Consider the following 12,427-nt stretch of genomic DNA (forward strand, 5'->3'; position numbering starts at 1 on the left):
CGTTCCTCAGGGGGTCCGGCGCTGAGGGGTGGCCGGGGGGCGGGCTCGCCGCACCGCTTCGATGATCGGATCCAGGTCCAGTCTGCCCCGGTAACGTACGCCGTTGATGAACAGAGTGGGAGTGCCCCGTACACCGCTCTCCAAGCCTGAACGCTCGTCGCGCTCGATCCTGGCGGCGCGGGGGGCGATCGGGGCCGACAGGTCGACCTCCAGCTCGGCGGCGTAACGCGCGAGATCCTCGTCGCCGAGGGCCTGCCGGTTCGAGTAGAGCAGGTCGTGCATCTCCCAGAACCGGCCGTCGCGGGCCGCCGCCTCGGCCACCAGCGCGGCGGGCATGGCGCGCGGATGCATCTGGCGCAGCGGGAAGTGACGGAACACGAACCGCACGTCGGGATGGCGCCGCCGCAGCTCCTCCAGGATCGGGTGGAGCCGCCCGCAGTAGGGGCACTCGAAGTCGCCGTACTCGACGACGGTGACGGCCGCGTCGGCCGGGCCGCGCACGTGGTCGTCCGGGCCGACCGGGGTGCTGAGCAGCTCCGGCAGGTCCTCCTCCGGCTCGGCCGGGGCGCCGGGCGGGGCGCAGACGCCGCCGCGGTTCCACGCCAGCTTGAAGATGATCCAGCCGAGCAGCGCCGACGTGATCGAGCCGGCGAGAATGCCGATCTTGGCCTCGCTGATCAGGAGCGGGTCGTCGAAGGCCAGCTCCACGATGAACAGCGAGACGGTGAACCCGATGCCGGACACCGCCGCGCCGCCCAGCACCTGGCCCCACACCAGGTTGCCCGGCAGGACGCCCCAGTTGAGCCGGAGCGGCAGCCAGGTGCCGAGGGTGATCCCCAGCAGCTTGCCGGCGACCAGTCCCAGTGCCACCCCGATGGAGATGGGCGAGGTCATCGCGGCGCTCAGCGTCTCGCTGTCCAGCCGGATCCCGGCGTTGGCCAGCGCGAAGATCGGCACGATCACGTAACTGCTCCACGGATGGAGCCGCAGCTGCAGCCGCTCGTTGACGGAGACCGACATGCGCACCAGCCGCGTCGCCTCCACGGCGGCCCGCGGGTTGGGCGCGTACGCCAGCTCCTGCACCGCCTCGCCCGCCCGCAGGAGCTTCTGGTCGCTGGGCGCGTAGACGAACACCAGCACGCCGAGCGCGATCCCGACCAGCGTCGGGTGCACGCCGCTCTCCAGGGTCGCCACCCAGAGCGCGAAGCCGAGCACGATGTACGCGGGCGCGCGCCAGATCCGCAGCCAGCGCAGCAGCATGATCGCGGCGAGCAGCCCGGCGGCGGTGACCAGCGCGGGGACCGAGAGGCTCGCCGTGTAGAAGATCGCGATGATCATGATGGCGAGGACGTCGTCGACGATCGCCAGCGTGAGCAGGAAGGCCCGCAGCGGGTCCGGGCAGCGCGCCCCCACCACGGCGAGCAGCCCCAGCACGAACGCGGTGTCGGTGGCGATCGGCACGCCCCAGCCGACGGCGCCGGGGCCGCCCGCGTTGAGCATCAGGTAGATGCCGGCGGGGACGATCAGCCCGCCGAGCGCCGCGAGGGCGGGCACGGCGATCAGCCGGCGGTCGCGCAGCTGCCCGAGGCGCATCTCGTAGGAGATCTCCAGGCCGATGACGAAGAAGAAGATCGCCATCAGCCCGTCGTTCACCCAGTGGCGCAGGTCGAGCGAGAACGTGGCGTCGCCGAACGTCAGCCCGACCGGGATGTGCCAGAACGCCTCGTAGGTGTCGCCCCACGGCGAGTTGGCCCACAGCATGGCCAGGACGGTGGCGGCGAGCAGCAACGTGGTGCTGCCCGCCTCGGTCTTGAAAATCGCCCTGAGCACGGTGGGCTCACCCCCTCCGCACGATCTTATGATTCCCGCGCAGGTGCCCGGACTGCGAAGGGCCGCCTCGAACAGGCCAAGGACGACGCGGCGGACCGACAGCGGATATCTGGGCCTTCTCAGGGTGGCTTGCTCTGGTTAACGTGCCACAGCAACTTGAATCAGGGGAAACAGTCCCAACCAGATTCCTTGCGGAGGAGCCGAATGCGCTTCCACCTCCCCAAGGGCGTGGCCCGAGCCGGCACCCTGGCAGCGGCCCTCGCCCTTCCTCTCACCCTGGTCGCCCCGGCACAGGCGGACCCCGATCCGAGGCGCCTGGCCGGGTCGGTCAAGGCCCAGCCGGTCGTCCGCCACCTGGAGGCGTTCCAGCGGATCGCCGACGCCAACGGCGGCACCCGCGCCTCCGGCACGCCCGGGTACGACGCCTCGCGCGACTACGTGGCGGACAAGCTGCGCAAGGCCGGATACAAGGTGACCATCCAGTCGTTCGAGTTCCCGTTCTTCATCGAGAACTCGACGGCCACGATGGCGCGGATCTCGCCGAACCCGCGCACCTACGCCCCGCCGCCGGACGGCAGCTCGGTCGGCGAGTTCGCGACCATGACGTACTCCGGCGCCGGGGACGTGACCGCGACCCTGCAGAACGTGGACCTGCTGCTCCCGCCGCCCGCCGCCCCTGGCTCGACCTCGGGCTGCGAGGCGGCGGACTTCGCCGGCTTCACGCCCGGCAACATCGCGCTGATCCAGCGCGGCGGCTGCGACTTCCGGGTCAAGGCGGAGAACGCCCAGGCGGCGGGAGCCGTAGGCGTGATCATCTTCAACGAGGGCCAGGAGGGCCGCACCGCCACCGTGCAGGGCACGCTCGGCGAGCCGACGGTGACCATCCCGGTGGTCGGCGCGAGCTTCGAGGTCGGCGCGGACCTGGCCGCCGCGACCACCGTGGTGCGCCTGGCCACCGACACCGAGAGCGAGATCCGCACCACCTCGAACGTGATCGCCGACTCCCGGTCCGGCGACCCGGGCAAGGTCGTCATGTTCGGCGCGCACCTCGACAGCGTCACCGCCGGGCCCGGCATCAACGACAACGGCACCGGCAGCGCGGGCATCCTGGAGACCGCCCTGCTCGTGGCCAAGCTGCCGACGGTCAACAAGCTGCGCTTCGCCTGGTGGGGCGCCGAGGAGCTGAACCTGATCGGCTCCGAGCACTACGTGGCGAACCTGGCTCCCGCGGAGCTCGCGAAGATCAAGATGTACCTGAACTTCGACATGATCGGCTCGCCGAACTACGCCTACAAGATCTACGACGGCGACGACTCCGACGCGACCGGCGAGCCCGCGGGCCCGCCCGGCTCCGACGAGATCGAGGCCACCTTCGAGCGGTACTTCGACACGCTGCGGCTGCCGCACGGCGGCACCGACTTCGACGGCCGCTCCGACTACGGGCCGTTCATCGCTGCCGGCATCCCGTCGGGCGGCCTGTTCACCGGCGCCGAGGGCGTGAAGACCGAGGAGGAGGCCCGGCAGTACGGCGGCACGGCGGGCGTCGCCTACGACCCGTGCTACCACCGGGACTGCGACACGATCGCCAACGTCAGCACCGAGGCGCTGCTGGTCAACACCGGCGCGATCGTGCACTCGGCGGTGACGTACGCCTACGACCGGAGCCTGCCGGGCGCCACGGCCGCCCGCGCGGGGGCCCCGCTCCGGGCGCACGGCGAGGCGGGCGCCGGGCACCACCACGCCATCACCCGCTGACCCGCGGGACGGGGGAGCGGCGTCCGGCGCCGCTTCCCCGTCAGGTCGCGGCGCCGCGGGTGGGCGCGTCAGCCTTCCAGCGAGTCCAGGTAGGCGGCGGCCTCCTCGACGCGGTCCTCGCCGAACACCCGGACGCCGTGGCGCTCCAGCAGCGCCGTGGTCACGCCACGGCCCGGGGCGCGGCGGCCGGTGAAGGCGCCGTCGTAGACGGTCAGGGAGCCGCACGACGGGCTGCCCTCCTTCAGCACCGCCAGCCGGGCCCCGGCCGACCGGGCCGCCGCCAGCGCGGCCCGCGCCCCCGCCAGGAACTCGGCGGTCACGTCGCGGCCGTCGGCGGTCACCACGCGGGCCCGCCCGTCCAGCACGGCCGCCCCGCCCGCGCCGCCCTCGATCTCGGCGGCCGGCCGGGGCACGGGCAGCCCGCCCTGCACCTCGGGGCAGAACGCGACCAGCCGCCCCTCGCGCCGCCAGGCCGCCAGCCGCTGGTCGGAACTGGTCTTGGCCCCGCCGTCGTAGCGGACCCGCCGGCCCATCAGACACGCGCTGACCAGGATCCTCTCCATGCCCTCGATCCTATGGTCGCCGGGTACGGGACGGAATCGAGGCCGGCCAGGGCGGGCGATAGCCTGTGCAGCGATGAACACCACCGTTGCCACGATCGTCATCGTCGGCGCGCTCCTGCTGGCGCTGGCGAGCCTGATCACCGCCATCCGCGACCGCCCGATGGGCGTGATCCTGCTGTCCGGGTTCGTCCTGCTCGAAGTGGCGGTGCTGGTCCAGGCGGGGTTCATGATCGCCGCGATGGCCGGCGGCGAGGGGCCCGCGGACGAGACGGCCACGATCTACGGCTATCTCGCCGGCCAGGTGCTCATCCCGCCCGCCGGGGTGTTCCTCGCGCTCGCCGAGCGCAGCCGCTGGGGCCCGGCCATCCTGGTCGTGGCGGGCTTCGCGATCGCGGTGATGACCGGGCGGCTGCTGCAGGTCTGGCAGGGCGTCGCGTGACCGGTGAGGCCGGCCTCGGCTCCGGCCCCGGCCGGGCGCTGATCGCCCTCTACGGGGTGTTCGCGCTGGCCGCCGGCGCCCGCGCCGCCGTGCAGATCGCCACCAGGTTCGCCGAGGCGCCGCTGGCCTACGCGCTGTCGGCGTTCGCCGCGCTGGTCTACGCGCTGCTCACGGTCGCGCTCGTGCGCGGCGCCCGCCGGCTCGCGCTGGTCTCGCTCTTCATCGAACTGGCCGGGGTGCTCGTCATCGGCACCGCCAGCCTGCTCTGGCCGGCCGCCTTCCCCGACGAAACCGTATGGTCCGGATACGGCAAGGGTTACCTGTTCATCCCGCTGGTGCTTCCCCTCGTGGGCCTCTATTGGCTGTGGCGCCGACGTTAGCGGCGCTATCTCGCGGGCAGCACGGTGTTCCATGAGTACGATCGAGCACGCTGTAGAGGTCAACGCTCCGATCAGGGCCGCGTACAACCAGTGGACCCAGTTCGAGAGCTTCCCCGAGTTCATGGAAGGCGTCGAGTCCGTCAAGCAGATCACGGACACGCGCACCCACTGGATCACCGAGATCGCCGGGGTCAAGCGGGAGTTCGACGCCGAGGTCACCGAGCAGCACCCCGACGAGCGCATCGCCTGGCGGTCGGTCGAACGGCCGCACCAGGCGGGCGTCGTCACCTTCCATCGGCTCACCCCGGAGACCACCAGGGTGACCCTCCAGATGGAGTACGAGCCCGAGGGCTTCGCCGAGAAGGTCGGCGACTGGCTCAACATCGTCCAGACGCGCGTCAAGGGCGACATGGAGCGCTTCAAGAAGTTCATCGAGTCGCGCGGCGGCGAGACCGGCGCCTGGCGCGGCGACGTCCCCGGCCCCCATCAGCACGGCTCCGGGCTCGGCGGCGACGACCATCCGGTGCCTCCGGGCACGGTCGGCGGCGACCGTACGATGCCCCCCGGCACCGTCGGCGGCGACCGTACGATGCCCCCCGGCACCGTCGGCGGCGACACCGGCCTCCCCGGCGACGCCGGCACGCTTCCTCCCCCCGGTCCCGTCCCGCCCCGGGACGAGCCCCCGCAGGGCCCCCGACCGGTTCTGTAACCCCGGCATCTCCGCAAAACCCCCGAACTTTCGGGGGTTTTTGCGTTGTCTGGGGTGGTTACGTCAGACAACTGAGCATTTGGTGTGTTCACTGGGATGTGTGGAATAGATGTCGCTCGTGTTGCTGTTAAGCTAACCATTCATCCTATGACTTGATGAGTGGAGGAATTCGCGCGGCATGAGTGTGCTCACCCCGGAGGAACGGACCAGAACCAGTCCTCTCGCCTGGCTCCTCGTGCTGGGGATCGTCCTGGCCGCGCTGAACCTGCGCACCGCCGTCAGCAGCGTCGGCCCGCTGCTGGACCAGCTGTCCGCCTCGCTCGGCATGTCGAGCATCGGCACCGGCCTGCTCACCACGCTTCCCGTGCTGGCCTTCGCCACCGTCGGCGCGATCACGCCCACGCTGGCCCGGCGCGTCGGCGAGCACCGGCTGCTCCTGCTCTCCCTGGTCACGCTGGGCGCGGGCATGCTGGTGCGGGTCCTGGTCGACTCCGCGCCGGTGTTCCTGCTGAGCAGCGCCGTCGCGCTGTCGGGCGGCGCGGTCGGGAACGTGCTCATCCCGACGCTGATCAAGCGTCACTTCCCGGCCCGTACCGGGACCATGACCACCGTCTACACCACCTCGCTGGCCGTCGGCACCATGCTCGCGGCCGCGGCCACCGTGCCGATCGAGCAGGCCTCGGGGGACTGGCACGTGGCGCTCGGGGTGTGGGCGGCGCTGGCCGCCGTCTCCGCCCTTCCGTGGCTCGCGCTCCTGCGCAGCGAGCCGGAACGGGACCACGGCCGGCCGGGCTCCGGCCTGCGCCGGATGGCACGGAGCAGGCTGGCCTGGGCGATCGCCGTCTACTTCGGCACCCAGTCGATGATCGCCTACATCATGTTCGGCTGGCTGGCCGCCATCCTCACCGACGGCGGATACTCGACGAGCCAGGCGGGCGTGATCCTCGGCGCCTTCACCGCGCTGAACATCCCCGTCTCCCTCCTCGTCCCCGCCGTCGCCGCCCGCTTCCGCGACCAGCGGCCGGTGGTGGCCGGCCTGGTGATCGCCTACACGGTGGGGTTCCTCGGGCTGTGGCTGGCCCCCGCGTCCACCGCGCCCGTCTGGGTGGTGCTCGTGGCGATCGGCATGGGGTCGTTCCCGCTGGCGCTCACCATGCTCGCCGTGCGCACCCGTACGGCGGAGACGACCGCGGCCCTGTCGGCCTTCGGGCAGAGCGCCGGATACCTCATCGCCGGCGCCGGGCCGCTGCTCGTCGGCGTGCTGCGCCAGGTGAGCGGCGGCTGGACGCTCCCGTACCTGCTGATCTTCGTCGTGCTGGCCGTGCAGCTGTTCACGGGCCTGTACGCGGGCCGCGACCGCTATGTGGAGGACGAGCGGCGCGTGTCTCTGCCAGGATGACGTCTGTGAACTCGACAGTTGTCACCTTCCCTTACGGTCATGTCAGTGGCCGTTCAGAGATCGTCGGGGCCGTTCCGGTGGGGGAGCGGCACGGCCTCGTCGTCGCCGAGACTCCGTTCCATCCCCTGGACCACACCTGGCCCGACCAGCCCGCCGATCGCGGCGTCATCGGCGGGCTGCCGGTGCTCGACTGCGTGACCGGCGCCCGCGAGCCCGGCGGCGAGGTGCTCCTGGGCGCCGGCATCCCCGTGCGGCGCGGCGCCGACGGCTGGGACTGGCTGGTCGTCCACGTCACCGAGACCCCGCTGGACGTGGGCGCCGAGGTCGCGCTGGAGATCGACGCCGGTCACCGGGCCGCCCTGTCGGCCGGTCACACCGCCTGCCACCTGGCCGCGCTGGCGCTCAACGCCACCCTGGCCGGCCGCTGGCGCAAGGAGCCGGCGCGCGACCGGCTCGGCAACCCCGACTTCGACCAGAGCGCCATCACCCGCTCCAGGATCGTCCCGTACGGGAGCCTCGACGAGTACCGGCTGGGCAAGTCGCTGCGCAAGAAGGGGTTCACCGCCGACGGGCTCGACCTCGCAGAGACGGCGCGCGAGGTCACCGAGCGGCTGAAGGCATGGGTGTCGGCCGACGCCCCCGTCCGGCTCGACGTGCCGGGGCCGGAGCTCACCGCCCGCCGCACCTGGCACTGCGCCCTGCCCGAGGGCGAGGCGTCGATCCCGTGCGGCGGCACGCACGTGCGGCGTACGGGGGAGCTGGGCGAGATCACGGTCACCCTGGAGGCCGGGGAGCAGGCGCTGACCATGCGCACCACCGTCACCCCGGCCTGACCGGGCGGCGCTTCGGGTGAGGCGCGTGGTGACACGGGTGGGCGGAAAGTCGGATACACTTGGCGACGCATCCGCAAGGGGCTATGGCGCAGTTGGTAGCGCGCTTCCATGGCATGGAAGAGGTCTGGGGTTCGAATCCCCATAGCTCCACCTTTTTTCGTCACCTGACCCCTGTCGTCACCGGCAGGGGTCTTGGTATGAAAGGAGCCTTCCGTCCCCCGAGGGAGGCTGTCGCCGTGGATCTCATCCCTGTGGAGTTCGAGGCGTTCGACAAGCGCATCGCGACCGTCGGCGGTGACAGGTACGTCGAACGCCTGTACCGGGGGACCCGCTGGGCGGAGGGGCCGGTCTACTTCCCCGCGGGCCGCTTCCTGGTGTGGAGCGACATCCCCAACGACCGGCTGCTGCGCTGGGACGAGCAGACGGGCGCGGTGGCTCCGTTCCGCCAGCCGTCCGGCTACGTCAACGGCAACACCCTCGACCGCGAGGGCCGGCTCATCTCCTGCGAGCACGGCGCCCGCCGGGTGACCAGGACCGAACACGACGGCTCGGTCACCACCCTGTCCGACAGCTGGCGGGGCAGGCGGCTCAACAGCCCGAACGACGTGGTGGTCCGCTCCGACGGCTCGATCTGGTTCACCGACCCGCCGTACGGCATCCTGGGCGACTACGAGGGACACCGGGCCGAGCAGGAGATCGACGGCTGCCACGTCTACCGCATCGACCCGGTCACCGGCGAGACCGCGATGGTCGCCGGCGACTTCGCCCGGCCCAACGGCCTGGCCTTCTCCCTGGACGAGAGCCAGATCTTCATCGCCGACACGCAGGAACGCCACCTGCGGGTCTTCGACGTCCGCGACGACGGCACCCTGGCGGGCGGCCGGGTGTTCGCCGAGCACGAGGGCGACGGCGGCTTCGACGGCCTGCGCCTGGACTCCGACGGCCGCGTGTGGGCGGCCGTCGGGTCCTCGGTGCACTGCTACGACCCCGACGGGACCCTCCTCGGCAGGCTCAACCTGCCGGAGAGCGTCTCCAACCTGGTCTTCGGCGGGCCCAAGCGGAACCGGGTCTTCATCACCGCGACCACGTCGCTGTACTCGGTGCTGCTGAGCATCCGCGGCGCCCGCCCCGTCTGGGCCTCCTGACCCGTCACTGGAAGGCCCAGGCGAACAGGTGCAGCTCGCCGTCCTCCGCCGGGGCGAACGTCAGGCTCGCCACCTTCTTGGCCGGGTCCAGGGCGATCGGCCGGGCCGCGAACACGTGGGCGCCGATGGGCTGGAAGGGCCACGAGCCCCAGTAGAGCCGCATCGGCGTGGAGGCGACCACCTCGTTGCCGAAAGCGGGCGGCTCGCCGCCGAAATCCAGGATCCACTCGCTGAGCCCCAGCGTGCCGGTGCTGGTCGAACCGTCGGTGTAGGTGACCGTCACCTTGGACTCCGGCCAGCCGTTGACGCCCGCGCCGAGGAACGCCAGCCTGCTCGCCCCGGCGGGCGCGGCCACCTCGATCGGCCCGGTGCCCGGCCGCACGTTGTCCCACTCGCCCGGCCTGCGGTCCGGCCAGGTGAAGGAGAAGCCCTTCCAGGAGACGGTGCCGCCCGGCTCGATCCCGGCGTCGGCCAGGGCCTGCGCCGAGTAGCTGAACCCCGGCCCGTCGATGTTGGCCTCGTCCGGTTCCGCGGCGTCGCCGATGCCGGCGTTGTTGTGGTGCCACGCCGGCGTGCCGCGCGCGGCCACGTTCAGCCGCACGCCGCCGGTGGCCCGGCCCGCCGTGATCGGCACGGTGTGGAAGCCGAGGGGCACGCCCGCGGCCACGGTGATCGTCACCTTGCGGGTCACGGCGCCCCTGGCCGGCACGGACACGGTTCCGCTCGACGGCGTGACCGTGATCCCGGCCGGCGGGTCGGCCCGCCACGCGACCGTGGCCGCGCCGCCCGTGGAGCGCACGGTGAGGTCGGCCTGGAAGGCGCCGCCTGGCTCCACCGGCCCGGTGCCCGGGTTGAGCCCCAGCAGGTACGGCTCGGCGCCCTCGCCGAACGACGGCGGCGCGTCCGCGGGGTTCGCGCCGAACGCCCGGTTCGGCGACGACCCGACCGTGAAGTCCAGCCGCCCGCCCCGGGTCGCGAACGACTCGGGCAGCCACGCCCGCGAGGTCGCGGCGCCGTTCACCCGCAGCGCCCTGATGTAGCCGGCCCCGGCGCCGGGCGCGTTGACGACGATGTCGCCACCTGGGCGCCTGATCGTGATCTTGTCGAACAGCGGGGTGTTGACCAGCAGCTCCGCGCGGCCGGGGATCGCCGGGAACAGCCCCATCGCCGACCACACGTACCAGGCGCCCATCGTGCCGAGGTCGTCGTTGCCGACGAGCCCGTCAGGGCCGGGGCCGAACAGCTCCTTCTGCGTCCGCCGTACCACTTCCTGCGTCTTGTACGGCTGCCCCGCCCACGCGTACAGCCACGGCGACTGCAGCGCCACCTCGTTGCCGAGATAGGCGTACGGCCGGTGGGGGCCGGCGTTCAGCTCGGTGAAGTACTTGTCCAGCCGGGCGACGGCCGCGTCCGCGCCGCCCATCGCGGTGAACAGGCCCTGCGGGTTGTGCGGCACCAGCCAGTGGTACTGCGCCCCGTTGCCCTCCATGTAGACGTCCGCCGCGCCCGGGTCGAACGGCGCGGTGAACGAGCCGTCGCCCAGCCGGGGCTGGACCCAGCCGCCGGCCGGGTTGAAGAGGTGCTGCCACGCCTGCGCCCGCTTCATGAACTCGGCTCGCGTGCCCTGGTCGCCGAGCCGCGAGGCGAGCTGCGCGATGCCGAAGTCCGCGATGCCGTACTCCAGGGTCGAGGCCGGGTCCGACGGCTTGTACCCCTTGGCCATGTAGGCGGCGTTGCCCGGCCGCTCGTCGTAGTCCAGCAGCGGGTGGCCGATGTCCATGGGGCCCACGCGCCGGGCGGCGGCGGCCATCGCCTTCAACGCCCCGGCGGCGTCGAAGTCACGCGCGCCGAACGCGTACATGGTGGACAGGATCACGTGGTACGGGTCGCCCACCATGACCCCGGTGACCGCGTTCTGGTGCGACCAGCGGTCCCACACGTTGCCGAGGTCCTGCGCGTTGCGGTACATCGACCGCGCGATGTCGCTCGCCACGTCCGGCGCGAGCAGGGCCAGCAGCTGCACCTCGCTGCGGTAGACGTCCCAGCCGGAGAAGGTCGCGTAGTGGTGGTGCCCCGGGCTCACCTTGCGCGGCTCGTGGTCGAAGCCGACGTACGTGCCGTCCACGTCGTCGAAGACGTACGGCTGGAGCAGCGCGTGGTAGAGGTTGCTGTAGAAGGTGCGCCGCTGGGCCTCGCTCCCGCCGGTGACGGACACCTGGCCGAGGCGCTCGTTCCAGACGGCGTCGGCCTCGCTCGCCACCTGCTCCAGGTTCTTGGCGCCGATCTCCGCGCGCAGGTTGTTCCTGGCGCCCTCGACGCTCACGTACGACAGACCGACGCGCATCTGCACCGGCGTCGCGGGGTCGAACTCCAGGTACGCCCCCGAACCGGGGCCGTTCACCACCACGTCGTCGGAGGTGACGACGTGGCCCTTCACCTTGCTCTTGGAGGCGTTGGCGACGGTCCGCGCGCCGGGCAGCACCTGGTCGTCCTTCCAGGTGCCGAAGCCGGTGACCGGCCGGTCGAAGGTGGCGTGGAAGTAGACCTTGTACCGCGTCGGCGGGCCGCAGAACCCGCCGGTCAGCACCCACCCCTCGACGGTGTCGCCGGTGATGCGGGTCTCGCCGTCGTCGACGCCGTTGATCGAGCCGCTGGTGTTCAGCAGCAGGGTGGCCGGCTTGTCCTTGGGGAAGGTGAAGCGGCCGACGCCCGCGCGCGTGCTGACCGACAGCTCGGTCTTGACGCCGGTGTCGAGGGTGACTCCGTAGTAGCCGGGTGAGGCGGTCTCGTTGGCGTGCTGGAAGCCCTGGACGTAGTCCATCCCGTGCGTCGCGGGGGAGCGGCCGATCCGGCCGGAGAAGGGCATCACGGGGAAGTCCTGGGCGCCGGTGCAGCCCGGCCCGGAGATGTGGGTCATGGAGAAGCCCCGCAACCGGTCGTCCTCCCAGCGGTAACCGCCGCCCGCGTCCTCCACGGTGTCGGGGCTCCACTGCATCATCCCGAAGGGCAGGACGGCGCCGGGGAACGTCATGCCCCCGCCTCCGCCGTGGCCGAAGTCGGCCGCCGCCTCCTTCGTGCCGTGGAAGACGTTGACCAGGGCGGCCGGAGATCGTGGCGCGGCGGCTCCGGGGTCTTCGGCAGGGGTGGTCCCGGCCGGGAGCATCGTCGCGGCCAGCAGCGTGGTGACTAACGGTAACGACCATAACGACATGGCGCACACCTTTCGAGGGTGAGGTCGTGCTAACGAAACTGCTCGCCTCCTCCCAGGTCAACGAGCGAAAACGGCGCGCACAAGTTGCCATCCGCGAGGTGTGAATAGGGGTTGGCCGTCACCGCCCGCGTTGGCACATTCGAGGTGCCGCGGGCCGGGATCC

Annotated in this window: 10 protein-coding genes and 1 tRNA gene; 8 read left to right on the top strand and 3 right to left on the bottom strand. The window is 71.9% G+C overall.

The features are described from left to right. Positions 1 to 6 precede the first annotated feature (6 nt). Complete coding sequence (gene nhaA, locus ACQEUU_RS35350) at positions 7 to 1,830, bottom strand: Na+/H+ antiporter NhaA (RefSeq protein WP_433074610.1); 1,824 nt, start codon at positions 1,828 to 1,830, stop codon at positions 7 to 9. A 204-nt stretch (positions 1,831 to 2,034) separates the two neighbouring features. On the opposite strand from nhaA, the gene ACQEUU_RS35355 reads away from it, so the two are divergent. Then, positions 2,035 to 3,585, top strand: coding sequence for a M28 family metallopeptidase (locus ACQEUU_RS35355; protein ID WP_433074613.1), 1,551 nt, complete (start codon positions 2,035 to 2,037; stop codon positions 3,583 to 3,585). 68 nt (positions 3,586 to 3,653) lie between these two features. Here ACQEUU_RS35355 and ACQEUU_RS35360 read toward each other — a convergent pair whose 3' ends face one another. Next, positions 3,654 to 4,148, bottom strand: a complete 495-nt coding sequence (locus tag ACQEUU_RS35360; RefSeq protein WP_433074616.1) for a DUF523 domain-containing protein — start codon at positions 4,146 to 4,148, stop codon at positions 3,654 to 3,656. Positions 4,149 to 4,221: 73 nt separating this feature from the next. Between ACQEUU_RS35360 and ACQEUU_RS35365 the strand changes: the two genes are divergently transcribed. The 7 genes from ACQEUU_RS35365 to ACQEUU_RS35395 all read left to right on the top strand — a co-directional run bounded on the left by ACQEUU_RS35365 (position 4,222) and on the right by ACQEUU_RS35395 (position 9,053). After that, positions 4,222 to 4,587 carry a hypothetical protein gene (locus ACQEUU_RS35365; RefSeq protein ID WP_433074618.1) on the top strand — a complete coding sequence of 122 codons (366 nt, stop codon included), beginning with the start codon at positions 4,222 to 4,224 and terminating at the stop codon, positions 4,585 to 4,587. Continuing rightward, positions 4,584 to 4,967, top strand: a complete 384-nt coding sequence (locus tag ACQEUU_RS35370; protein WP_433074621.1) for a hypothetical protein — start codon at positions 4,584 to 4,586, stop codon at positions 4,965 to 4,967. The genes ACQEUU_RS35365 and ACQEUU_RS35370 overlap by 4 nt, the downstream gene beginning before the upstream one ends. A 31-nt stretch (positions 4,968 to 4,998) precedes the next feature. Next, a complete protein-coding gene (locus tag ACQEUU_RS35375) occupies positions 4,999 to 5,676 on the top strand; it encodes an SRPBCC family protein (protein WP_433074624.1) in 678 nt (225 codons plus the stop codon). Between the two features lie 178 nt (positions 5,677 to 5,854). Beyond that, positions 5,855 to 7,075, top strand: coding sequence for a CynX/NimT family MFS transporter (locus ACQEUU_RS35380; RefSeq protein WP_433074627.1), 1,221 nt, complete (start codon positions 5,855 to 5,857; stop codon positions 7,073 to 7,075). 5 nt (positions 7,076 to 7,080) lie between these two features. After that, positions 7,081 to 7,908, top strand: a complete 828-nt coding sequence (locus ACQEUU_RS35385) for a metal-dependent hydrolase (RefSeq protein WP_433074630.1) — start codon at positions 7,081 to 7,083, stop codon at positions 7,906 to 7,908. A 77-nt stretch (positions 7,909 to 7,985) separates the two neighbouring features. Continuing rightward, positions 7,986 to 8,058, top strand: a tRNA-Ala gene (locus tag ACQEUU_RS35390). A gap of 86 nt (positions 8,059 to 8,144) precedes the next feature. Next, positions 8,145 to 9,053: an SMP-30/gluconolactonase/LRE family protein gene (locus ACQEUU_RS35395; RefSeq protein WP_433074633.1), complete on the top strand. Its 909-nt coding sequence runs from the start codon at positions 8,145 to 8,147 to the stop codon at positions 9,051 to 9,053. Positions 9,054 to 9,057: 4 nt separating this feature from the next. Here ACQEUU_RS35395 and ACQEUU_RS35400 read toward each other — a convergent pair whose 3' ends face one another. Beyond that, on the bottom strand, positions 9,058 to 12,264 hold the full coding sequence (locus ACQEUU_RS35400) for a GH92 family glycosyl hydrolase (RefSeq protein ID WP_433074636.1): 3,207 nt from the start codon (positions 12,262 to 12,264) through the stop codon (positions 9,058 to 9,060). Between the last annotated feature and the right edge of the window lie 163 nt (positions 12,265 to 12,427).

Origin of the sequence: Nonomuraea sp. CA-218870 (assembly GCF_050936535.1) — a bacterium.
Classification (GTDB): domain Bacteria; phylum Actinomycetota; class Actinomycetes; order Streptosporangiales; family Streptosporangiaceae; genus Nonomuraea; species Nonomuraea corallina.

Coding starts and splice junctions, on each gene's coding strand:
- ACQEUU_RS35365 (WP_433074618.1), top strand. CDS start 4,222: ATGAACACCACCGTTGCCACGATCGTCATCGTCGGCGCGCTCCTGCTG.
- ACQEUU_RS35375 (WP_433074624.1), top strand. CDS start 4,999: ATGAGTACGATCGAGCACGCTGTAGAGGTCAACGCTCCGATCAGGGCC.
- ACQEUU_RS35400 (WP_433074636.1), bottom strand. CDS start 12,264: ATGTCGTTATGGTCGTTACCGTTAGTCACCACGCTGCTGGCCGCGACG.
- ACQEUU_RS35380 (WP_433074627.1), top strand. CDS start 5,855: ATGAGTGTGCTCACCCCGGAGGAACGGACCAGAACCAGTCCTCTCGCC.
- ACQEUU_RS35360 (WP_433074616.1), bottom strand. CDS start 4,148: ATGGAGAGGATCCTGGTCAGCGCGTGTCTGATGGGCCGGCGGGTCCGC.
- ACQEUU_RS35355 (WP_433074613.1), top strand. CDS start 2,035: ATGCGCTTCCACCTCCCCAAGGGCGTGGCCCGAGCCGGCACCCTGGCA.